The organism is Synechococcus sp. BO 8801 (assembly GCF_002252675.1).
In the GTDB taxonomy this organism is placed as follows: domain Bacteria; phylum Cyanobacteriota; class Cyanobacteriia; order PCC-6307; family Cyanobiaceae; genus Cyanobium.
Genome location: NZ_NQKY01000005.1, coordinates 63,828 through 84,951, shown reverse-complemented (window position 1 = coordinate 84,951; position 21,124 = coordinate 63,828). Strand labels below are relative to the sequence as shown.

Genomic DNA, 21,124 nt, shown 5'->3' with positions numbered 1-21,124 from the left:
CGCGCCACGACCACCCACGGGCGAGCTGTTTACCCTGAAGACGTCGGCTGCCGGCTGGACCCATGGCCACTGGATCGGATCTGGACTGGGCGGATTGTTCAGCCGTGGAGCACGATCCACTGCGCGTTAGTGGTGCCTGGGTGTTTCGCGGCTCCCGGATTCCGGTGGCGGCCCTGTTCGAAAATCTGGAAGACGGCGTTTCCCTTGAGGAGTTCGTCGAGCTCTTTCCTGGCGTCAGCGTCGCGCAGGCCCGGCTGGTTCTGGAGCATGTTGCCCGGAGCACGGCGGCGACGGTGGTCTGAGTGCGGATCCTGTTTGATCAGGGGACACCGGTTCCCCTGCGCAGGTATATGGAAGGCCACGTCGTGGCCACGGCCTACGAGCTGGGCTGGTCCACCGTCACCAATGGCGAACTGATCCGGCTGGCGGAGCAGGAGGGTTACGAGCTGCTGATCACGACCGATACCAACCTTCGTTATCAGCAGAACCTCCAGGACCGCAGCATCGCGATCCTGGTCCTGACCACCACCAGCTGGCCAAGGATTCGCCGGGCCACGCAAGCCATCCGGGCTGCTGTTGCGACCACCATGAGCGGCGATTACAGGGAACTGTTGATTCCCTGAAGCCGCCAATCGCCCCTGCCCTCCGCCCGCAGGTTCGCCCCTATTCGCAGACCGGCACGTAGGGCACCGCGAGCGTGGCGATCGCGCTCTTTTCGGCAAACGCACCGAGCACCTGCTTGCCGCCCCGATTCACCGTGACGAACCGCCCGGCGAAGGTCTCGTCGTAGACCGAGGTGGCGGACAGGCCGGCGGCGCGGGCGCGCTTGAGCAGGTCGCCCACGGTGCCGCCGGGAATGGCAACGCCGAACGTCGTCCGAACACCGGCCGAGAAGGCGAAGACCCGCAACGTGCCCCGTTCGAACTGGGCGGTGCCGTCGATGCCTGCCGGCGCCTTGGGCCCCTGCAGCTTGTAGACGATCGGATAGGGCGGGCCGCCGAGCTTGCAGCCGGGGCCCGGATCGGAGAGCCAGCCGGTGGCGACGGCTTCGGCTCGGCCCATGCCGAGACGCAACGGGCCGATGCCGTCGAGGCGGAGCACCGGGCTTGGTCCGCGCCCATCGGCCCATGTCGATCCGGCCGCCGTCACCGATCCGGCCGCCAGCAGCAGGATGGCCCCCAGGGCCCCAAGCCGTGCAGCGCGACGCAGCGTGTGGCCGATCCGGCGTGTCATGGTCTGACTGTATGGGCACCAGCTCCGACCTCCGCCTGATCGACGGCCCCGACGACGCGCCGGCCACCGTGCTGCTGGCCCACGGGGCCGGGGCACCGATGGACAGCCCGTTCATGGCGGCGATCGCCGGCGGACTGGCCGCGGCGGGCTGGCGGGTGGTGCGCTTCGAGTTCGGCTACATGGCCCGGATGCGGGAAACGGGCCGGCGCCAGGGGCCCGAGCGGATGCCGGTGCTGCAGGAGGCGTTCCGCCAGCAGGTGCGGCTGGAGACGGGCGAGAGTCCGCAGCGGCCATTGTTCATCGGCGGCAAGTCGATGGGCGGGCGGGTGGCCAGCCTGCTGGTGGATGAACTGGCCGCCAGCGACGGGGTGCGGGGCTGCCTCTGCCTGGGCTACCCCTTCCACCCGCCCGGCAAGCCGCTGCAGCTGCGCACCGAGCACCTGGCCACCCTGAACACGCCCACCCTGATCCTGCAGGGGGAACGGGACACGTTCGGCCGCCGCGAAGAGGTGGAGACCTACGACCTCTCGCCGGCGTTGCAGGTGCTCTGGATCCCGAGTGGGGACCACAGTTTCAAGCCCACCCGGAGTTCGGGCCTCAGCGAGGCGGAGAACTGGGCGACGGCGGTGGCTTGGAGTGATGGGTTTCTGAGGGGGGTGCTGAAGGGGTGAGCCTTCCGGCCAGGGAGAACGTCCTCGCGTCTCAGTTTGTCCGGCAGATCCTGAGCTGCCGGATCGCTTGCCTTGGTCGTCGTGGTTGAGAACGGGGCTCAGGCTGCGCTGTCATCAGGGCTTGCCTGACAGCAGCGTTTCGATCAAACCAATCAGGCGTTCTTCCAGCTGATCGATACGCCGCAACAGCCGGGCTTCCGTTTGGGCCAGAGCTTCCTCGCTGACGCCGCCACGACCAGCTCCCGCTACCGACAGCGAGCGTGCAGGGGCGGGCCAAGCGCCATTCGCAAACACGGAGCTCAGATGGTCCCAGGTTTTCTTCTTGGTGGGAGCTGGTCCCAGGGCGGCCTCCAGATGGGCATGGGCCGCTGCGGCCGTGCGGAAGCGGGCCTTGAGCGCTGCTGGATGGCATTGGTCCTTCGGCAGCAAGGGCTGGGGGGACTCACTCAAGGCACCGATGGCCTCCGCCGGGGCGATTTCCTCCACCAGCTGGCGGATCGCGGCGTTCTGTTGGCCCACGGTGCGGAACAGATCGGCATCGCCCTTGGCCATGCGCGCCATCAGCTCGCCGAAGCGATCGCTCAGTTCCCCCATCAGCCCTCTCTTCCTCCGCGCAGCAGGCGGCGCATGCGCTCGATCAGCCTTGTGATGCTGAAGATGCTCCAGTAGCCGGCCTCATCCTTGGCGGCATCAAGCTCTTGCAACAGGCCGTCGAGGGCCTGTTGTTTGTCTTCGAAGGCCTCCAACTCCCGGTGCATGTCCTGGGCGATGCGGAGGGCCTCCGCCTTCTCCTGGCCCAGGGCCATCAACCGGCCCTCATAGCTGCGCAGGGTCTCCAGAAACCGTTCGCGAGCCACCGTGAGCTCCCTGGAGCGGCGTTGCAGCTGGGCCCTCGAGCGGGTGAGGGAGGCGTGGCTGTTGCGCATCGCCTGGTAGTGGTGCTCAATCTGCTCCCGGCTCAGGGCGCTGAGATCGGCGGGGAAATCCCTGGTGGAGCGGATGCCTTTGCAGGCCAGTGGGGCTTGGGCTGGATCGGACGCCACCGGCGTCGATTCAGGGTCTGGCAGGAGGAGGCTCAGCTCCCCTTGCTCGCTATTGGTCATCGGATCAGAGACACGACCTCCAGCACAGCACCGGAGACGGATGGATGGCCAGCACAGGCCTTGGGCCGGTCATGAATCGATTCACAGGTCTCCGATCGCGATGCCGGAATTGACCCGGCGGCAGGCCAGCTCAGCGGCCAGCCGGCGACGGCGCAAGTCCGCGCTCAAGATTATTGGCGGTTATGCCAGGGCCATAATTTCAACCGAGACATTCATCCCTGACAGAGCCCCCGGCTGCCGGACCCACGCGCACCGGACCAGCGCCGGCCCTCCTGGATGAGCCGCCTGGCGGCCTAGTCCCTGAGCCACCCCCGGGCGTTCACCAGCCGAAGCGCCTCCTGCACCGCCTCCACACAGCGATGGGCCCGGCGCTTCACGTCGTCCTGGCTCTGGGCGCGGAGCAGGTAGGCCTGCATCGCCTCCGGCGTTTCGATCACGGCCAGCAGCCCCTGGGTGCGGCTGCCGATGGCGGGATCGGCCAGCAGCCGGGTGATCAGGTTGTGGTCCCAGAGCCGCTGGCCTAGGGAGCCGGGCGCGAACAGCTGCTCCTGCAGCACACCCAGGCAGCCCTGCCGGAAGGCCTCAAGCTGGCCGGGCCGGAAACGGCGGCTGTTGGGCAGGCCCTCCGGCGACGCCGAGGGCACCCCGACGCCGTGCTCCACGCTCCAGCTAAGCCCGGTGCCGGGCAAACCCACGGTGGTGCGGGGGCCACCGGCGCGGGCCACCGGGATGTTGATGGACGCCCCGCGGCCCCCCAGGGAGATGGAGCTGAGGCCGCTCTTGCCGAAATTGAGCCGCAGGGGGCCGAGGCGGGCGCTGCGGCGGAAGCGGAAGGGCATGGGGACTGCAAAAATCGAGGCTGCTGATCTGGTCGGGACCCACCCCAAGGCCAAGAACCATCGCGAACCATTCAATGGCACCCAACTTGCGTGCTCTTGTTTTCGGCAGACCCGCTTTCAACCAGGCAACATTGGGCGAATGCCTCAATGGAGGCATTGCGCAAAAGGTCAGCCAGCCCTGGTGAACGAACCCTCTCCATGAGCCCTCCCACAATCTACGAGCTCTGCCGGCCAAGGTCCGACGTGCTGGAGGGGCGTATGCGAGATGAGGACTTCGCGGCCGACCTCAGCCAGGTGCTCAAGGGCACTGCACCAGAGCTCTACAAGAACCCGGCTCTGTTCTTCGCCAACACCCACCCGACCAGGGGGCTAGGTGTGTAGTCCCACCAGGTTGTTCAGCAGACGATTGGGTGAGTGGTCGCCAAGGTCAGGGTGTCATTGCTCCTCCCAAGACCTCACACCCCATGCATGGCCTCCCACTGGCCCGTCTGACGCCGATCAGTCGGGAACGCCTGATTCGTCGGCATCTCGATGGGGGCGTGCAGCTCAAGACCCTTGCGGCGCAAGCCGGGATCAGCCTGGGCTGCCCCTACAAGGGGCTGGCCCGGTACCGCTCGATCACGGCCTCGCGCTCTGGAGTCGACCGTTGAATCAGCAGGACCGTGGACTGGTGGTTTTCTGGCGATCAGATCAGGGTTTGAGGCGCTGATCAATACAGAGCACGAAGGAAGCGCCGCTGGCGTGCTCCAACCTCGTGGCCACGGTGCGGCAGCGCTGGCCGGTGGCCAGGCTGATGTAGGTGTCGGTGATGTGCTCATGGAGACCCGTGTCAATCAGGCTGAAGAAATACTCCTTGTTGGCGTGGTCGGTGCCCCGCGTGGCGGGTGTGAACAGGCGGTTCCTCGACCGGGGGAGACCCTGGCCCAGGTGCGTGTTGCTGATCTGCAGTCCGTCGCCATCGAGCACGTAGGCCGCTTCGATCATGGTGTTGGTGCCTACCCAGCTGGCAAGGGCGCCGTCGAACATTTGGGCAGGGATGTGGCGTAGGCCTGCACACCCTGCGCGGGCCAGATTGATCAGATCGAGGCCCTCCATCTGGCGGGCCTGGATGGCGGCCACGGCTTTGACCCGTTGCCGGCGGGCGGCTTCCATCAGCGCTGGGTGCAGGGCCGCCAGGTGCAGGTTGGCCGCTGGCTTGGGGCGCGCAAAGTGATAGCCCTGGAAGAACTCTGCTCCGAGGGCGGCGCAGGTGTCCAGTTCTGCCTTGGTTTCCACCCCTTCAGCCAGCACCAGAGTGCCGATGGTCTTTCCAAGTAAGATCAGCGACTTCATCATTTCCTGCTTGACAAAGTCGCGGTCGACTCCGGCGATGAGACTGCGGTCGAGCTTGATGATGTGGGGCCGCAATTCGGCGATGCGTGGCAGGTTGCTGTGGCCGGATCCCAAGTCGTCGATGGCGATCAGGAAACCCAATTCGCGATGGCGCTCCACGAAGCGTTTCAGGGTCATCGTGTCCTGAACCTTGGTTTCGTTGAGCTCGATCACGATGTCGCTGGGTTCCAGACCCGTGGCCTCGGTGGCCTCGAGCAAGGCTCCCGAGCCTTCAACTCCCTCGTCGATCAAGGACGTTTCAAAGTTGAGAAACAGAAAGGGGCGCAGGGACCGGGGCAAGTTGAGATCCCGGTAGGCCTCCATGGCCCGGATGCGGCAGCGGCGATCCAGCTCCAGCAGCTTCCCAGCCTTGCGGGCCTTGGCGAACTTCTGTCCGACACCCATGAGCGCCGGGCGCGCGAGGGCCTCCAGGCCCACCACGGAGGTTTGCTTCAGGGAGACGATGGGTTGAAAGTGAATGGTTAGCTGATTCGATGGGAGGATCGCAGAGACCTCCATCGGTGGCTCCATAGGTTCAGCGTGAACCATTGAGCGCGAATGACGGCGGATTACAGTTGTAGCGAGCCAGCAGCATTGAACCCTAGGGAACATCTGAAAAACGTACTAAAATCAACCGAGATCAAGACTGAGGCTGGAACGGATGACCGTCCCCCTCAGCTGGGCTTTTCGGACCACGAGCAAACTCACGCCAAAAAGAGGACGCGTCGCCAGCGCTTCTTGGATGAGATGGAGGCCACGGTTCCCTGGGAAGCCTTCCTGGCCTTGATCGAGCCCTGCTGCCGGCCTACTTGCGGATCTAGAACAGCCTCAGGTGCCCCATGGCCCTGGGTGGACTCACCCCCCAGCAGCGGCTCGCTCAGCTGCAGGCATGAACAATCTGGTGGGAAAGCACACCTAGGCCGTCGGCACCCAGTTTTCAACCTGCAGGCTCAGGGGATGGGCCGCGATCATCGTGTCGAGTGGGCCATTTGGAGTGCCCCGGCGCTCCAGGTCCGTACGCAGCTCGGCCGCCACCACACTACAGGGGCCAATCTCTCCGAGCCGGTAGCGCTTGAACCGCCCCACTACCGCGGCTGGATTGGCGTTGATGATGGTGATGCAGATGTTGGTATCGAGCAGGATCATGGGCTGATCGCTTCCCGGATCTGCTCTTCCGACTGCCCACGCGTGATCACAAAGCCCGGCTCGAAGGCGGCCAACCCGGCCTCCAGGGTTTGCCAGGGGTCATCGATGGGCAGCAACAGCACCCCATTGCCGAAATGCTTCACCACCACCTCGCTGCCGCTGAAGCGGCACGCCTTCGGCAGCCGCACCGCCTGGCTGCGGCCCGACTGGAACAGACGTGCGGTGTCCATGGCAGGCCCTGATCCGGTAGTGAGCAGTGGTAGCCACCACTGCTTGCTCTGGTCTCACGGCGACAAGGCCAGGGCCGGGCATCGATCGAACGCCTGAGGCCCCCAGATCCGCCACCCCCCTACGCTGTAGAACGAAACGTTCAACATCAGGATTCATGGCGATCGGGGTGCGGGTGGAGCCGGAACTCGAGCGGCGGCTCGATCAGCTGGCCCTCCAGCTCGGCAAGAGCCGCAGTGCCTGCGTGCGCGACGCCATCACCCAGTACCTCCTGCGCCATGGCGATGGCGAGGAAGCCCGCCGTCAATCGCAACGGCTGGCCGAACGGGAACCGCAACAGCACTGGAGCGAACAACTCCCTGACTGGAGCGACTGGACCGCATGAGCCTGCCTGCGCTCCGCCGCGGCACCGTGGTGACCGTGGCCAGCCCGGGGGCGTACTCCGGCAAACCACGCCCCGCCGTGGTGGTCCAGGCGGATCGCTGGTTGCAGGCCCATCCGAGCGTCACCCTCTGTCCGCTCACCAGCACCCTGGTGGACGCTCCCCTTGTCCGGCTTCCCGTCCAGCCAACGGCACGCAATGGCCTGAAGAAGCCGTCCCAGCTGATGGTCGACAAGCTGTTCACGGTGCCGCTCAGCTCCCTGGGCAAGGTGGTGGGGCAACTGGAGCCCCAGCTACTGATCGAGCTGGATCTGGCCCTGCGGGGTTGGCTGGAACTGCCCTGAGCTGGCCGCTCCCGCTGCCAGGATTCAACGCAACGCCAGCAACGCCGTTATGCCCCTGCCCCAGCTGATGCCGCTGTTGGCGGCCGTGGCGATCGCCCCTTGCCCCGCTCCCGTGAAGGCCCAGCTCGATGGCCTCTACCGCTGGCAGGTGGCTCGGCAGGACGTGAGCGGTCCGATCGAGCTCAAGAGCCAGAAAAGCCGCTTCACCGATGGGCTGTACCAGAAGCTGCGGCGTGCCTATGGGCTCGATCCGAACAGCGGCAGCTTTGTCGACTTCGATCTGTTCAGCGGCACCCAGGTGGGGACCTTCGGCGCCAAGGTGCTGGGCTGCACCGCTGCCCCCGGCGGAGGGCTGGAAGCCCGGGTGGCGGTGCAGGCAGGCCTGCGCAACCGCCCCATTGAGGCGCCGCAGCTGTTGCGCTATCAGCTGGTGCGCGGCCCTGCCGGCAGCTGGAAGATCGCCGACATCGTCTATGCCCATCCGGCCGGGTTCCGCCTTTCCAGCTATCTGGCTGAGCTGCTGGGACCCAAGCCCTGACGGCTGCAGGTGCTGGGGGCAAGCGGATTCAGCGGCTCTCCTGCGATGACGCGTGGCCGCTGCTGGCCGGAGACGACGCGTCAGGACGCCCTTGCTCAAGTCGCTCCGCGAGCCAGACCTTGATGATCGACTGGCGGGTCACGCCGAGGCGTGAGGCCTCACGGTCGAGTTGCTCGACCATCCAGAGGGGGAAATCCACGTTGACCCGCTTCTGTTTCACGGGGGCTCGACGGGCGCCGTTGAGATCGAGCGCCTCCAGCACGGATTGACCGGCATCGAAGCGGCGATCGAATTCAGAGCTGTTCATAGAGCTGGACCTCCTCCAGGCGGGAGCGACGGACGGAAATGAGGCGGATTGTCGAGCCGCGGTAGGTGATCACTGCCGACCAATGTTTGCGATGGATCTTGCCAATCACGAGGAAGCGCGGCTCGCCAGTTGTGCGTGCAGGGACCTCAAGCAAGGCTGGATCGCTCCAGAGGGCTTGAGCCTCGACGAAATCGATGCCGTGCTTGGCCAGGTTGGCCTCGCTCTTGACCGGGTCGAACTCCACATCCATTGTGAGCTGATTTTATACCTTTTCCGCTCTCAGCGGCATCTGGATCGTCGTCTCCACCTGATGCCAGGGTCAGACTTCAGCAACCCCTGCTCCGGAACGATGGCGCACCCGTCAGCCGCGCAGATCGCCCGCCTGGGCCGCCAAGGGGTGGCCCTGTTCTTCGTGTTCATGCTCAGCGCCGAGCTGCCCAGCCAGATCTTCCACCTCGTCCAGCACCTGATCGGGCCGGCGCCGAACGCCATCGCGGAAACCCTCGAACACCTCGGGGTGCTGCTGGTCTACCTCCTGTCCCTGGTCTGTGCCCTGTTCCTTGCCCAGCAGGAGCTCTGCCGCACGCGCCTGCTGAGTTCCTACCCGCCACACGAGCCTGTCCCCCTCGCCATGCATGTGCTCGGCCTGGTTTGGGGCCTGCTGGCGGTGTTCCTGCTGCGCTGAACGGGGCGTGCTCAGGTTTTGCCAGGGGCCACCACTGGAACTTGATCGCAAGCGCTAACGATGCAAGCGTTGACAGCAGCTCCCGTTCGGAGGTCGACATGGCCACCCTCACGATCCGCAACCTCGACGACACCACCAAGGTTCAGCTGCGTCTGCAGGCCGTGCGCCATGGTCACTCGATGGCGGAGGAAGCCCGCAGAATCCTTCGCCAGGCCGTGCTTCCCCAGCCCTCTGCCTCTGACAGCCCATGTCTGGGGAGTCGCATCCACGCCCACTTCGCTGCGCTTGGTGGCGTGGAGCTGGAACTGCCGGCCTGATCGTTCTTGACGCAATCGTGATTGCCGAGCTGATGCGGCCCCAGCCGGAGCCGGCGGTGCTGGCCTGGGCGGATGGTCTCGTTCCCGCGGAGGTGGGCATCACGGCGATGAACGAAGCGGAGATCCTGCACGGCCTCATCCGGCTGCCGGGGGGTCGTCGCAAGCGGGCGTTGCTGGACAGATGGCAGGTGCTGGTGACGAACCTGCTGGGCGATCACGTGTGTGCTCTCTGTAGGGGGACCACCCAGTGTCAAGCCCACGTTGAGCTTCTGGCCGGCGTGCAGTTTTGGGAGCTGGTTGATGCCGGCTCAGGTGAGCTTGAGGTCCTTGAGAAGGTCGCTTCCCACGACCCGGTTCCGCGCACCCCAAGGTTCACCCGCCGCCCGAAGGTGCCGGAAGCGCAGATCAGTGCCATGGCTCTTGCATCCACACCTGCAGAGCAGGGGTCCTATCTGATGATTCGCAGCGGTGCTGCTTGCTGTCTTCAGACAGCAAGAGGCCCGGGAGTGCTGCTACCGCTGGCGGACAGCAACCAGAAGGGTCATGGGCCAGGATGAATCATCAAGTCAATGCTTTCTGGCTTACCCAGGTCGTTGACCTCCGAGAGAGCCTGAGGCAGCCTCTACCCTCGGCAAAGGTCTGCCTGACAGGGCATGGCTTGGCAACCCGCTTGGGAGGCTTGCTGCTCGATTGGGCCACGGTCCCCCTTGTGAACGCCGCCATGTTGGATGCCCAGAACCTGTCGGCCGTGCTGGCGGCCATGGTCGATGCCGGGAGCCCGGAGAAGAGGCGCAAAGCGGAGCGGGAACTGGAGGCGATGGTGGTCGAGTTGATCGATGCGAAGGTCCTCCGCTCCCTCTGCGGCCACCGGTCTCTGGATGAACTGGCGGCGGTGGCGATGGAATCCAGACACGGTCTGACCCCAGCGGCACGAGTTGTGCTCGATCGCTTCCGCTACCGGCTCGCCCATGTGGCCATGCGCAACCGAGAGTGGGTCCTCGCAGAAGCCCTGCTGAATGTGGTGCTTGCCGGCGAAGGCGATCTGACCCGAGCTCGGCTCTTCCTTGCTGTGTGCAGGGGGCGAGACCTTGGGAGGATCCCGGAGAACGATCTGGTGGAAATTCTCGATTGCCACAGGGCTGAGCAAGCGGAGTGCCGTCAGAGGCCGCCCCTGGATGTGTTGATCCAGGATCCCACCACCAGCCTGCTGGAACTGCTGCTCCTCAGCCAAGGCAGTCCCTCTGATCTGCACAATCTCCTGTACGACCCCAAGGCGCGCCATGGCACCACGGGCCTCACCCTCTGCATCCATTCGGGAGTCCGCAATTCCATGAAGGTGGAGCTGAGCGAGTGGCTGGCGGAAGCCCACTTGGAGGAGTATCGGCAGGAGGGCTGGCTGTTGGTCGATAGCACCGTTGCGCTCCCCGGTGAACACGGGCGTGGCAGCCGCCTGAGGGAAGCAGGCGGGAATATCAAGGCCCAGATCCTGATCGGTGTGGCGCAGGTGCTCGGCCAGGCGGCACCTGCACCCATGCTCGCCACGACGGTGCAGGACCGCTTTCTGCTGTGGGACGACGAACGGCTAATCCGTCCGGAAGCCTCACAGCCCCAATGGATACGGGTGAGCAGTGCAGAGCTGGCCGATCATCCCGGCCGCAGGGTGATCACTCGCAGCACCGGTACCCGGGGTGAGGTGTTGTGGTGGCTCAAGCCCCCTTATGCGGTAGTGCTGAGGGATGCATCCAACGTGCTGCGCCAGGCGGCTGGCAGTTCCCAGTGATCCAGGCCCGTGAGGATGTGGTTGCGATAGGCGGCAGCGGCCACAAGTCCGGAACGGCGGAAGGAATCGCCGGGCACGTAGGTGAGCACCTCAAATGCCGCCCCGCAACGGCTTTTCACGGTTACCGTCGTCTTGACGTAGTGCCCCCCGCTCACCCCCTCGCAGACATCAAGTTCCTCGATGTCGCTTCCACTGAGGTGGGTCACCACGCCCCAGGTTGAGGAGTCGGGACGGAGCCTGATCCCTGCATACCCGTGGATGGTGCTGCCGTGAGCCTGCTTGTCGATGGCCCAGCTCCAGCCATCCAGCTCCACCACCAGGCCATGGCCGTCCCAGTCAGGGCAGCGCCGTGCCAGCCGGCTGGGATCGAGGTTGGAGCCGTAGTGCAGCACAGGCGTCGTGGCCCAGTCGCCGTTAGAAAGACGCGGGGCCTGCGACACCTGATCTGACTGCCCGTGGAAAACCCAGGCCACGGTGCCGTCGCTGAGACGGCAGCGGCTGCGGTTGTAGTAGCCGGGATAGCCCTCCAGACGGTCAAGCTGCGCCAGGCCGGCGGTGTCGACTCGGTAAAGCTCGCCATGGAGCACGGCTTCGCTGTCTTGATTCAGAACGGCCATCGGGTAAGCGCCAAGGTTGTGGAGGTGGGCACCGATCAGCAGCCGGCGGCCGAGGAAGGCTCCGCCGCCGAGGTAGCCATGGTTGGCGTGGCGAGCCTTGAGGGAGCCGTAGACAAAGACGAGATGGCCATCGAAGGAAGCGGTGGTCATGAGAGGGGAGACAGGGTGATGGGGAGCAGGTTGAACAGCGGGGTGTGGATCAGCTGTGGATCGGGCATTGAGCGCTTGCGGCGCGCCCGGCAGACCTGCAATTCCACGCGTCACATTCAGATCTGCTGCCAGCTGAGGCTCCAAGGCGTGGATACGGTCGGCAATACGCAACAGGAGATCGGCCGCTGCGTCGGGGCTGAGACCCGATTCCAACAGCAACTCCCGTACGGCTTTGGTGGCATAGCTGATCTCCTTGTCTACCGGCGGGCAGATCCTGCCGCGCATACCGCTGAGGCTGCAGGACTCGATGAAGAACCCGTACTCAAAGGGACCCATGGTTTCGAAGGCGAAGGACTCTCCAAGGAAATCAGGTCCGGTGTTGATCAGGTGTGGATGGACTGCCGTGGGTCCTGCGTGACGCCCTTATGCCGCGGAAGATGCGCCAGTAGCCACCATTCCGCGTGCTTCATGGGCCAGCTGGGAGGGAAGCATCATCGCTGCAGAAAAACTCTGGAGGCCGGAGTCGCTCATGCCCAAGGTGTTGGCATGTATGGAGCAAGGCTTACGACAGATTCTGATTGGTATCCGAGCAGAGGACCCACGCAAGGCCCGACCCTCACCGTCGGAGAAGACAGCAGTGCCACTGCAACTGTAAAAGCAGGTTAGAATCCACGGCCCCTTTCCCCCGGCCGCCCCATGACCGATCTCCCTCCAGTGGCCCAGCGGTGGCTCGATCAGCTCATCACCAGCACCCGCAGCATCGACAGCCTCGTGGCGGAGGGATTCCAGGGATGTTCCCTGCTGGATCTACTGCCCTGGATGGACGGTGGCCAGGGCCTGGCCGCCATCGAAGCGATCGACTGGGTGAAGAGCCAGCCGGACGAGGACGGTGACGTGGCGCTGATGACCGTTGATGCGGAGGGGTTGGACAGGCTTCTGGAATGGATGCTCGAAACCCGCGGCAGCTGCCCGATGGTCTACGCACCGGATGAGGACGTCGTGGTGCCGGACGGGATTCCCTTGCTGCGCCCCACGGCCTACAACCTGCCGAAGGGTGTGACCTCCGAGGAGCTGTTGGATGAGGAATTCAGCGAGAACCTTTCCGCGTTGTTCGCGGCCATCAAGGACTCCTATGGAAACCACGCACACCTCTACAGAATCGACTACGGCCAGCTGGTGGAGACGATCGAACACGGCCTCTTCCTTGCCGGTCAGTTCATCGATCTCAACGACGGTGAATTGTTTGACTTCAGTATGGACTCCATGAATCAGCGGATTCGCTACCAATCCACTGGCCGCTACCACGAAGGCTTTCCTGCCTGATCCGGCACAACCGATTGTTCGGCTCCGCTTCCGCCACTGTGCTGGTGATCCCCGTCGCCAGGACCGGGGAGCGGCGTCGCGATCGCTGGCGGTGAGGGCGATCCGGGCCGATGGATGTCAGGCGGACATGGGGTGTGAGGTCTTGGGCTGTTGGGTTGGGCTTCAAGATCACTGATCTTCCTCATACCAGACCGAGTTACGCCCATTGCTCTTGAATGCTTCAGTGAAGGCACGAGCATTCCGGAAGGCGACGACGATACGCCCTTTCTCGACGCATTCCTGTACGTGGGCGCGAGCAGCTTCTATGGAATAGGAGTCCTTGTCGTTCGAGTGCTTGAGGATCTCGTGCTCGACATACTCATCAAGACGCTTCAGGTCCATCACGTGCGTCGCAATCGGGTCAATCTCAGCGGCAAGCAAGAAGTGACGCCCATGGAGCGTACCAACCCTCAGGATGCGCTCATTGCGTACGCGGTCCAGCGATGCGCGCCAGAATCCAGTGATTCCGTGGCGTGAGCCGGATGGCTTGGCCAGTACAGAATCGACCACCGCATCGACCAACCAAGACTTGACGTTGAACGACATAGGTTCCTCCGAGGGGTCACGTCCGAGACACAATGGATCAGAATGGGCTGTTCCTCAATGGATGGAGAAGGGCATTCCTTTCAATTCAGCTGAAATCACGACGATCATCTTCCATCGATGCCTGGACCAAGCGGCACAACCGATTGATCTGCTCCGCTTCCGCCACCGTGCTGGCGATCCCGCTCACCAGGCCGGGCGAGCCCACCACGATCGAGAGACAATGGGCACGGCTGATCGCCACATTCAGTCGGTTGGGTTCCAGCAGAAAACCCAGGCCTCGGGGGGCGGCATCACCATCGCTGGCGGTGAGGGAGTGGATGGCCACCGGTGCCTCCTGGCCCTGGAACTTGTCCACCGTTCCGACCCGCGCACGATGACCCAGCCGGTGCTGCAGATGGTTCACCTGCACGTTGTAGGGAGCGGTCACCAGGATGTCGTCAGGGGTCAACACCCCGCTGCGTTCGCCGCTGCCGGAGGCATGGTGGTAGCTGGAGCCCAGCAGCATCTCCACCAGCTGGGCGATGCGCTCGATCTCCTCCTCTGAGCTGACACTGCGGCCGGAGTGCTCCACCGCCTCGAACACCAACCCCTGGCCGGGCAGGACCCCGCCATGGCTGGCGGTGAAGGGCTCCCGCCAGTCGATGCGGTTGATGACGTTGGCGGGGCTGGCCTGGAGGCGGCCGTCATAGAACAGCTCCGAGACCATGGCGGTGAGTGAGGGCTCCATACGCCAGCTGGTGGCCAGGAACACGCCCCGATCGGCAGGGACGACATGGGCGTCCTGCATCAGGTACGCGAGGCAGGAATCACCACTGTCCCCAGGGTGATCGGCCTGGGAGGGCTGGGCCAGTTGCTGCTGGTCGCCCACCAGCAGGATCGAACGGGCGCAGCGGGCCATCACCAGCAGATTGGCCAGGGAGACCTGGCCCGCCTCATCCACCACCAGCAGGTCAAAGGCGCCTGCCACTTCTGGTCGGCAGAGGATGAAGGTGGTGCCGCCCACCACGGCCATGGCTTCTGTGAGCTGGTCGGGCTTCACCAGAGCAATCGGGGTGCCCACCAGGGCTGGGTCGTCGTTGTCACTCCTGCACTTGACCACCGCCCGGGCCAGGCCTTGCTCGCTGATGACGGCCTGGGTCTTGAGCAGCAGGTTGTTGATGGCCGCATGGCTGTTGGAACTGATCGCGACGCGCTGACCACGGCGCACCAGTTCGGCGATCACCTGGGCCGTGACCGTGGTCTTGCCGGTGCCGGGGGGACCCTGCAGGGCGAGGGTCTTGCCGCTGCTGGCTTCCAGGAAGGAGGCCAGCTGCTCCACCACCGCTGAGGGCTCGGCGCGTACGAATGCGTTGAGCGCCACCAACTCGGCCACAGGTTCGCGCTCCAACAGGTGACGGATCGGCTCGGGCAGGGGCTGTTGATCGTGGACCCAGCCCTGAGCTTGTTCATCGAGACGCTCGCGCAGACTTTCAGTGATGTCGGCGGGCACCTTGATCAGGCCGACCGGCGTACGGGGCAGGTCTGCACTGAGCCCCTCGGCCAGACGTCGGTCCCGCTTGCTCCAGGGAAACTTCAGCGTCACCAGACCCTGCTCCGCATCAAGTGCGTCCACCCCCAGTTGCAGCCCTGCTTCCGGGATCTCGAGATTGAGTCCGTTTTGCCCAGGTTGGGCGCGCAACTTGAGCGGTTGGCTGGGGTCAAAGCGGAAGCTGTGGTAATCGGCGCCGGTGCGGGCGCTGGTGCGGCTCTCCATCGATTCCCACAAGGCCCCTTCGATGGCCTCGCCGTCGCTCTCCAGATCCCCTGGGGACTCCAGCGCTTTCTGCCTGCGATCGAAGTACGCCCACCAGGCCACCTTGGCTTCCCGGTGGTGAAAGGGGAGCAACTGGGCCAACAGCCGCTGCACCCGCCAGCTCAAGCCTCGGGGCCCGCGTTGCTCCTGCTCCTGCAGCAGTGCTTCTGGTGCATCGGCGGCGGGATCGCTCTGGAGCGTTTCCGGCAGCTCGGCGATCAGCGCTGCGGCAAGGGCCTCCAGGGGCCAGGGTTCTTTCTCGGGCCTTTCTGGGTCTTCCAGCTGCAGGGGTTGCTCGGGCAGGCCCTGGTCGGAGCGCAGCTGGAGCAGCCAGTCATGGAGGTAGACGGTGGATTCACAGTCCTCCCGGTTGTAGTCCTCGATCGCCTGCAATTGCGGGCTGGCCTCTGGCGCTGGACCCGGCCGGGGAGGTTCTCCCGATGCCTGCCAGTTGGTGTAGGCCACCACCGAGTCCCCGGCGTTGGTGACCTCCGCGGAGCGAGCCTCCATGTAGAGGTGCTCCACCTTCTTGATCGAGTAGCTCTCCTCGCCCAGCACAATCGCGTTGGTGACCACCGGCAGCAGATCCACCAGCAGCCCTGAGCGCAGCCATTCATCGATCACGGCCTCCCGGATGGAGTGCTGCTGGGCCAACCGGCGCATGGCCGTCTTCTCGTAGCTGGCGTAGTGATAGATGCGCAGGCCAGGGAACTGACGGCGACGTTCCTCCACCCAGTCGACCCATCCCTCGAAGGCCTTCTTTTCCTCCAGTGGAGCGTGCGCCCACCAGGCTTTGAACTGGGGTGCGCCGCCGGGTGTATCGCGATAGCAGGCGCCAAAGAGGTATTCGAGCTTCCTGGCGGCGACGGCATCGTGCACCCCCTCCATGTCGAACCAGATGTCGCCGGCATCGGCGTCGGGGAGAGCGGATAGACCCTTGCCCGGCCTCAGGGGCCGTACCCGATAGGCCGGTCTGCCGGCGGCATCGGCTGGTGTGAGCTGCAGTTCGGCCTGTTGCTGCAGTTCATGGAGTGCCTCGTGGGCCAGGCCAGGAATGGTGGTGCCTGGGGCCAGCGCACTCAGCTGCTCGATCGTGTGGATGCCGGCGGCTTTGAGCTTGAGGCGCTGGCTCTGGCGCAGGTTGGCCACCAGCACCAGATCCCGCTCGGCGGCCAGGCGCTCCTCGATGAAGGCGCCCCAGCTGCCGTGATCACCGGGTTCATCCTCCGGCGGTGAGGCGGGATCGAAGGCGGCGCGGAAAGCGCGGTAGCGGTGGCGGAGCTGTTGGTACCAGGACCAGAAACGATCGGTGTCGAAAGACTGGAAGCGGCCACCACCGAGAAACAGCTCGAAGCGATCGGGCCGGTGTCCCAGCAGGGGAGTGAGCAGTTCGCAATAGGCACAGGCCTGGACCACAAAGGTGGTGCGAGGCTTGCTGGCCAACTTGCATTCGATCGGGATGTAGCTCCAGTCGCCGAGATCGGAGGGCTGGGGAATCCTGCGCAGGACATCGGCCGAGCCGCGGATCTCTCCGTTGTTCAACGAGGCCTGGTGGATGAAGTCGAAACCCTCGGCCATGGCGGCCCTGGTGGCGGCGTAATCGGCCTCAAGCTGCTGGCCCGAGAGGCGGGCGAAGCTATAGCCCTCAGCTTCCAGTTGGTCGAGCAACACCTGCTCAAGACGCAGGCCATCGGCGAACAGTTGCTCATCAAGGCTGGAGGGGGGTGGTTGCTCGCCCGTGAACAGACCCCTTGCTTTGAGCTCCTCCCACCAGGCGCCGATCCGCGGGCTGCGGCTGAAGAGGGCGAGTTGGCTGGGGGTGATCAGGCGAGAGGTCATAAACGCGAGATGTGATTAGATCAGCCAGCTTTGTCGATGACCCAGGAGACAAGGCCTGCCTCAATTGCCATGGAGGCAATTCTAGATATGTCAAGAATGGTGGTAGTGGAATCGTCAGGCTCAAGCTCACGATAAAAATCATCCAAGGTAGTACTTCCAGAAGAATGGAAGACCCAATAAAAGGCATCATAGACACCACGATCAGCAGATTGCATGTATCGCTTAAACTCCCTTGGATTGGTTCTCGCTTTAACCTGAACGCTTACCAAGTCTCCGTTCAAGGGATTCTCAAAAGCAATATCAATGAACTCCAGAACCTTTCCAGTTGTGCTGATCCGTCGAAGCGTTCGCGAAAAGATGAGTTCGACAAGGAGCTCAAAGTCGCCAGGCGTAAGAGATTTGATGGCGGAGGAGAGACCATTTTGAAGGGCCGCCATTGCGTTGTCAATCACGAGCCGATAGGAGTGCGGCTGACAACCGATCTTCCTTTTAAGATAATCCATTACATCATCCTTGACGGCACAAGAAGTGCCCCGAAAAGACTTCGTTTGAGTTATTCGGCCAGAAAGCTTATCTTCCAACAGCTCGTTGCCTTCGATATCGACACAGCGCCACTGGTCGACCACTGAGCGATAACTACCGCCATCTTCCTCAGATCGTCTCGGCTGAATAGCGGGATCAAGAACTGCGTAGTAGAGCTTGCGCGCGTGAAAAGTCACCCAAAGTGTTTTCTCTCCAGATTCAAAAAATTCTCTCAATTGGTTTACTTGCTTAGTCGCTTCCGATTCGCACTTTTGGGGAGTCCCCGACACTCTATCTTTATGGAATTGCCTTACCCTCTTCCAAGCCTCTTTCTTGGTCTCATTGTTACTGGGTCGCAGAGCTTCTAGTATCAGCTGAAAGCAATCTGGGTCCGACGAGCAAAACCCAATATAGCAAAGGTTCTTCGCAATGCAATCCGACTCTCGATCGCCTTTGTTGCCAAGCTTGATGTAGCGAACTTTTGTGATCAGACTGAGATCAACGGTCATGGAGAACGAAGAAAAAGTTGGACTAGAATTTGCCTTGAGAAATATGGATTTTACTTGATTCAGAGAAGCTTTGAGACTGAGGCCGCCAATTCATCGGGCTCATTATTACTATATCATAAATGTCATTCAGAGTCTGGGTTCAGAGCCAGACACGTCAACACCCCACTCAAATAAGCCCCCGTATCAATCCCGATCCGATGCGGCAGCCGCGTCACCTTGAAGTCATGCCGAAACGTGTGCCCATGCACCACGGTGTACGGCAACCCATGGGGCCGGCTCACAAACGGCCGCCGGATCCAGATCAGATCGTCTGTGGCCTGGTGCTCCAGGCGGATGTCGGGGCGCACGCCCGCATGGACAAACAGATAGCGGCCGCGGATTGCCGTGTACGGCAGCTGCTCGAACCAGGCCTGGCGCTCGCGGGCCAGGGGCAGGAGGTCGGGGTTGGCGCCGTTGCACAGCCACAGCTCCACGTCCTCATCCGGCGCTCTCGGTGCCATCGCCTTCAGCAGCATCTGCTCGTGGTTGCCTCGCAGCACGGTCACCGCCGCCAGCCCGTAGGCGCCGGGGTTCTCCTGCAGCTGCCACACCCGCTCCAGCACCCTCCGATCGCCGTCGGCTTCGGGGGACCGATCGATCAGGTCCCCCGGGAAGATCAGCTCCGCACCCGTGTCCAGATGCGGGGTGAGTTCCTGCTCCAGCAGGGAGGCGCAGCCGTGCACATCCCCGATCGCCACCACATCAGGTGGGTTCATCTTCGCTCTCCCACACGTTGAGGCTGGAGCGCTGCGATTCGTTGCGCAGGCGCTTGCGGCTGCGCTTGGGATCGCTCTTGAGCAGGGCCAGCTTTTCGCTGAGCAGGTCGAGCTCCCGAGTGAGCCTCGGGGTGGCAGGCATCGCCGACAGGTCGACGAACAACTTGCCCAGGCTGGCGCTGGCGCTGATGACATCCCCTCGATCCAGATCCGCGATCACTTGCCGGCGTTCCCGGTTGGCCCGCAGCAGCGCCAGCTGTTCGGCCACCGCGTCATCGGGCTCCAGCTGCTTGAGCTCCTCGCTTTCCATCACCGGCAACTGCAGGTGCTCGATCAGGCTCTGGCGGTCGCTGCTTCCGGGGGCCTCCCAGGCCAGCCGCACGCTGAGGATCTCCTGGTTGGGGATCCAGGCGGGCAGCTTCAGCTGCAGGCCCACGTTGAGCTCCTGGCCGACGCGCAGGTTGGGCAACTGGTGGTTGCCGGCGGTGGTGGACTTGAGGTCGTTGAGCAGATCGACCACCTCGGCGCCGTTCTTGCCGCGCACCCCGAGGCTCACGCGCCGCCCAAAGGTGCTGGCCAGCCCCTGGAGCTCGGAGGCGTAGAGGTCGGCCAGCTGGCTGGGGGTTTCGATGTGGGCCAGGGTGCCGTCCCCCGCCGCGGCCATCGCCCCCATCAGGTCTTCGTCGAAGTCATCCCCCAGGCCGAAGGCACTGGTGCTGATGCCCCGCTGGGTGAGGCCCGCCACCTTGGCGGCGATCTGCTCCTGGTTGGTGAGGCCCTCGTTGGCCTGGCCATCGGAGAGCAGCAGCACCCGGTTCATCGCCCCGGGGTCGAGGTGCTCGGCCACCTGGGTGGCCCCGGCTCGCCAGCCATCGAACAGGGCCGTGCAGCCGCCGCTGTGGATCGTGTTGATCGCGGCGATGAAGGGCTGGGGATCGGCCACGGGCCGTGAGGGCACGACCACGTTCATCTCGTCGTCGAAGCTGACGATGGCGAGCCGATCGCGGCCGGTGAGCTCGCCGGCTAGGAAGCGGGCCGCCTTGCGGGCGTAGCTGAGCTTGGTGCCGCTCATGGAGCCGGAGCGGTCGATCACCAGGGCCAGGTTGAGCGGCGGCCGCTCGCGAAGGCTGGCTTCTGCGGCCACCGGCGGCGGGGTGATCGTGAGCAGCAGATCGAGGATCGAGGGGCGATCGGAGGCCACCGCCGGCCGCAGGGGCCGGAAGCGCAGGGTGGGACGGGTCATGGTTGGGGAAAGCGGTGGGACGGGGGGAATGGTTCAGCGGGAGGCGTCGTCGAGCAGGGCGTTGAGCCGGTCCAGGAGGTGCTGGAGCCATTGCTGGCGCCGAGGGCCGGCAGGAGGAGGCAGAACGGAGTCGCGGACGTGGACTTCGATGCCTGGGGCGAGGGTGAAACGCAGCCAGCGGCTGCCGTTGTCGCTGGAGCGGGATCCGGTGGGGGTGCGGTCGGAACGGGGGCGGGAGGACAGGGGTTTGTTGAGCATCCCAAGGACGGAGCCCATGGCCGCGGCTTTTCGTGCGAAGGACGGAGAACCGTCGGCCGGAGCATCGGTATCGTCGGCCGGCTCCGAAAGATCCCGCAGGTACCGCAGGGCCTCGTTGCCGGTGGCGACGGAGGGAGCGGTGGCCGCCACCCCCTCCCCATCGAGCTGCTCCAGCTGTTGCTCCAGATCGGCGTCGGCCAGAACGCAGAAGGGAGCAATGGCGGAGAGACTGAGGCCGCGCCGGGCCAGGGCGCGCACAAGCACCAGTTGCAACAGGTGCCGGTGGCCGTACACCGCACTGCGCCCCTCCTTGCCGGGGCGATCGATCAACCCCTGGGTGGCATAGAGACGCACCGTGCGCGGCGAGATCTCCTCGTCCAGCAGCTTGCCGGCGACGAGGAGGAGCTCCTCGAGGCCGTAGAGAGCGTCAGCTGGGGCGAAGACCTTGACCATTCCCTAATTATCCACACTTGCAGTGCAGGTGTCAAGCGATTAGGCTTCGTGCCCCATCGGCCGCCCCGCCATCGACCACCCCGACCCCGCGCCCCTGCTGGAGCACCTGCAGCACCTGGCCCGACCCCGCCACG

28 protein-coding genes and 1 pseudogene are annotated in these 21,124 nt (G+C 64.3%); 13 read left to right on the top strand and 16 right to left on the bottom strand.

Annotated elements, in window-relative coordinates; genetic code table 11:
* Positions 1–62: 62 nt before the first annotated feature.
* Both CJZ86_RS05665 and CJZ86_RS05660 read left to right on the top strand, forming a co-directional pair.
* Positions 63–302, top strand: coding sequence for a DUF433 domain-containing protein (locus CJZ86_RS05665; RefSeq protein ID WP_094584985.1), 240 nt, complete (start codon positions 63–65; stop codon positions 300–302).
* Entirely contained in the window at positions 303–623 is a 321-nt protein-coding gene (locus tag CJZ86_RS05660) for a hypothetical protein (protein WP_094584984.1), read from the top strand.
* 40 nt (positions 624–663) lie between these two features.
* On the opposite strand, the gene CJZ86_RS05655 is transcribed toward CJZ86_RS05660, so the two are convergent.
* Positions 664–1,233 carry a hypothetical protein gene (locus CJZ86_RS05655; protein WP_094584983.1) on the bottom strand — a complete coding sequence of 190 codons (570 nt, stop codon included), beginning with the start codon at positions 1,231–1,233 and terminating at the stop codon, positions 664–666.
* Between the two features lie 11 nt (positions 1,234–1,244).
* Here CJZ86_RS05655 and CJZ86_RS05650 point away from each other — a divergent pair, with 11 nt between their 5' ends.
* Positions 1,245–1,904, top strand: a complete 660-nt coding sequence (locus CJZ86_RS05650) for an alpha/beta family hydrolase (protein ID WP_094584982.1) — start codon at positions 1,245–1,247, stop codon at positions 1,902–1,904.
* A gap of 114 nt (positions 1,905–2,018) precedes the next feature.
* Here CJZ86_RS05650 and CJZ86_RS05645 read toward each other — a convergent pair whose 3' ends face one another.
* The 3 genes from CJZ86_RS05645 to CJZ86_RS05635 all read right to left on the bottom strand — a co-directional run bounded on the left by CJZ86_RS05645 (position 2,019) and on the right by CJZ86_RS05635 (position 3,846).
* Entirely contained in the window at positions 2,019–2,498 is a 480-nt protein-coding gene (locus CJZ86_RS05645; protein ID WP_094584981.1) for a hypothetical protein, read from the bottom strand.
* A complete protein-coding gene (locus tag CJZ86_RS05640) occupies positions 2,498–2,947 on the bottom strand; it encodes a hypothetical protein (protein ID WP_094584980.1) in 450 nt (149 codons plus the stop codon). Before CJZ86_RS05640 ends, CJZ86_RS05645 begins: the two co-directional genes overlap by 1 nt.
* Before the next feature lie 353 nt (positions 2,948–3,300).
* Positions 3,301–3,846 (bottom strand): DUF4236 domain-containing protein, encoded by a 546-nt coding sequence (locus CJZ86_RS05635; RefSeq protein WP_094584979.1) that lies wholly within the window; start codon positions 3,844–3,846, stop codon positions 3,301–3,303.
* 198 nt (positions 3,847–4,044) lie between these two features.
* Between CJZ86_RS05635 and CJZ86_RS16515 the strand changes: the two genes are divergently transcribed.
* Positions 4,045–4,227: a DUF499 family protein gene (locus CJZ86_RS16515; protein WP_143594048.1), complete on the top strand. Its 183-nt coding sequence runs from the start codon at positions 4,045–4,047 to the stop codon at positions 4,225–4,227.
* 309 nt (positions 4,228–4,536) lie between these two features.
* Here the strand turns inward: CJZ86_RS16515 and CJZ86_RS05625 are convergent, their stop codons facing one another.
* Positions 4,537–5,736: a sensor domain-containing phosphodiesterase gene (locus tag CJZ86_RS05625; protein WP_158219512.1), complete on the bottom strand. Its 1,200-nt coding sequence runs from the start codon at positions 5,734–5,736 to the stop codon at positions 4,537–4,539.
* 159 nt (positions 5,737–5,895) lie between these two features.
* Here CJZ86_RS05625 and CJZ86_RS17270 point away from each other — a divergent pair.
* A pseudogene (locus CJZ86_RS17270) lies at positions 5,896–6,012 on the top strand (IS5/IS1182 family transposase); the annotation flags it as partial.
* Positions 6,013–6,132: 120 nt separating this feature from the next.
* On the opposite strand, the gene CJZ86_RS05620 reads toward CJZ86_RS17270, so the two are convergent.
* Together CJZ86_RS05620 and CJZ86_RS05615 are read right to left on the bottom strand one after the other, a co-directional pair.
* The gene (locus CJZ86_RS05620) at positions 6,133–6,363 is read right to left on the bottom strand and encodes a PIN domain-containing protein (RefSeq protein ID WP_094584977.1); all 231 of its coding nucleotides are present in this window, start codon (positions 6,361–6,363) and stop codon (positions 6,133–6,135) included.
* Entirely contained in the window at positions 6,360–6,593 is a 234-nt protein-coding gene (locus CJZ86_RS05615) for an antitoxin (RefSeq protein WP_094584976.1), read from the bottom strand. The genes CJZ86_RS05620 and CJZ86_RS05615 overlap by 4 nt, the downstream gene beginning before the upstream one ends.
* A 155-nt stretch (positions 6,594–6,748) precedes the next feature.
* Here CJZ86_RS05615 and CJZ86_RS05610 point away from each other — a divergent pair, with 155 nt between their 5' ends.
* The 3 genes from CJZ86_RS05610 to CJZ86_RS05600 are packed head-to-tail and all read left to right on the top strand — an operon-like array spanning position 6,749 to position 7,855.
* Positions 6,749–6,976: a ribbon-helix-helix protein, CopG family gene (locus CJZ86_RS05610; protein WP_094584975.1), complete on the top strand. Its 228-nt coding sequence runs from the start codon at positions 6,749–6,751 to the stop codon at positions 6,974–6,976.
* Positions 6,973–7,317 (top strand): type II toxin-antitoxin system PemK/MazF family toxin, encoded by a 345-nt coding sequence (locus CJZ86_RS05605; RefSeq protein WP_190611572.1) that lies wholly within the window; start codon positions 6,973–6,975, stop codon positions 7,315–7,317. Before CJZ86_RS05610 ends, CJZ86_RS05605 begins: the two co-directional genes overlap by 4 nt.
* A 49-nt stretch (positions 7,318–7,366) precedes the next feature.
* Positions 7,367–7,855 carry a hypothetical protein gene (locus tag CJZ86_RS05600; protein WP_094584974.1) on the top strand — a complete coding sequence of 163 codons (489 nt, stop codon included), beginning with the start codon at positions 7,367–7,369 and terminating at the stop codon, positions 7,853–7,855.
* A gap of 28 nt (positions 7,856–7,883) precedes the next feature.
* Here the strand turns inward: CJZ86_RS05600 and brnA are convergent, their stop codons facing one another.
* Together brnA and CJZ86_RS05590 are read right to left on the bottom strand one after the other, a co-directional pair.
* Positions 7,884–8,162, bottom strand: a complete 279-nt coding sequence (gene brnA / locus CJZ86_RS05595; RefSeq protein WP_219904301.1) for a type II toxin-antitoxin system BrnA family antitoxin — start codon at positions 8,160–8,162, stop codon at positions 7,884–7,886.
* Complete coding sequence (locus tag CJZ86_RS05590; RefSeq protein WP_094584973.1) at positions 8,149–8,412, bottom strand: BrnT family toxin; 264 nt, start codon at positions 8,410–8,412, stop codon at positions 8,149–8,151. The genes brnA and CJZ86_RS05590 overlap by 14 nt, the downstream gene beginning before the upstream one ends.
* 99 nt (positions 8,413–8,511) lie before the next feature.
* Here CJZ86_RS05590 and CJZ86_RS05585 point away from each other — a divergent pair, with 99 nt between their 5' ends.
* From CJZ86_RS05585 to CJZ86_RS16510, 4 genes are all read left to right on the top strand, one after another.
* Positions 8,512–8,847 carry a hypothetical protein gene (locus CJZ86_RS05585; protein WP_094584972.1) on the top strand — a complete coding sequence of 112 codons (336 nt, stop codon included), beginning with the start codon at positions 8,512–8,514 and terminating at the stop codon, positions 8,845–8,847.
* Between the two features lie 98 nt (positions 8,848–8,945).
* Complete coding sequence (locus tag CJZ86_RS05580; protein ID WP_094585074.1) at positions 8,946–9,164, top strand: FitA-like ribbon-helix-helix domain-containing protein; 219 nt, start codon at positions 8,946–8,948, stop codon at positions 9,162–9,164.
* Positions 9,165–9,181: 17 nt separating this feature from the next.
* Positions 9,182–9,721, top strand: a complete 540-nt coding sequence (locus tag CJZ86_RS17095; RefSeq protein WP_190611571.1) for a PIN domain-containing protein — start codon at positions 9,182–9,184, stop codon at positions 9,719–9,721.
* Positions 9,722–9,843: 122 nt separating this feature from the next.
* A complete protein-coding gene (locus tag CJZ86_RS16510; protein ID WP_190611570.1) occupies positions 9,844–10,944 on the top strand; it encodes a hypothetical protein in 1,101 nt (366 codons plus the stop codon).
* On the opposite strand, the gene CJZ86_RS05565 is transcribed toward CJZ86_RS16510, so the two are convergent.
* The gene (locus tag CJZ86_RS05565; protein WP_143594046.1) at positions 10,881–12,047 is read right to left on the bottom strand and encodes a gamma-glutamylcyclotransferase family protein; all 1,167 of its coding nucleotides are present in this window, start codon (positions 12,045–12,047) and stop codon (positions 10,881–10,883) included. The genes CJZ86_RS16510 and CJZ86_RS05565 overlap by 64 nt on opposite strands.
* Positions 12,048–12,407: 360 nt before the next feature.
* Here CJZ86_RS05565 and CJZ86_RS05560 point away from each other — a divergent pair, with 360 nt between their 5' ends.
* A complete protein-coding gene (locus CJZ86_RS05560) occupies positions 12,408–13,034 on the top strand; it encodes a hypothetical protein (RefSeq protein ID WP_094584969.1) in 627 nt (208 codons plus the stop codon).
* 168 nt (positions 13,035–13,202) lie between these two features.
* Here CJZ86_RS05560 and CJZ86_RS05555 read toward each other — a convergent pair whose 3' ends face one another.
* From CJZ86_RS05555 to CJZ86_RS05535, 6 genes are all read right to left on the bottom strand, one after another.
* Complete coding sequence (locus tag CJZ86_RS05555) at positions 13,203–13,619, bottom strand: hypothetical protein (RefSeq protein WP_094584968.1); 417 nt, start codon at positions 13,617–13,619, stop codon at positions 13,203–13,205.
* 85 nt (positions 13,620–13,704) lie between these two features.
* Positions 13,705–17,250, bottom strand: a complete 3,546-nt coding sequence (locus CJZ86_RS05550; RefSeq protein WP_094584967.1) for a TM0106 family RecB-like putative nuclease — start codon at positions 17,248–17,250, stop codon at positions 13,705–13,707.
* A gap of 20 nt (positions 17,251–17,270) precedes the next feature.
* On the bottom strand, positions 17,271–18,281 hold the full coding sequence (locus tag CJZ86_RS16505; RefSeq protein ID WP_143594045.1) for a PDDEXK family nuclease: 1,011 nt from the start codon (positions 18,279–18,281) through the stop codon (positions 17,271–17,273).
* 122 nt (positions 18,282–18,403) lie between these two features.
* Complete coding sequence (locus tag CJZ86_RS05545) at positions 18,404–19,018, bottom strand: metallophosphoesterase (protein WP_158219511.1); 615 nt, start codon at positions 19,016–19,018, stop codon at positions 18,404–18,406.
* 4 nt (positions 19,019–19,022) lie between these two features.
* Positions 19,023–20,279: a vWA domain-containing protein gene (locus tag CJZ86_RS05540; RefSeq protein WP_094584965.1), complete on the bottom strand. Its 1,257-nt coding sequence runs from the start codon at positions 20,277–20,279 to the stop codon at positions 19,023–19,025.
* Between the two features lie 33 nt (positions 20,280–20,312).
* Positions 20,313–20,990, bottom strand: a complete 678-nt coding sequence (locus tag CJZ86_RS05535; protein WP_094584964.1) for a MerR family transcriptional regulator — start codon at positions 20,988–20,990, stop codon at positions 20,313–20,315.
* Between the last annotated feature and the right edge of the window lie 134 nt (positions 20,991–21,124).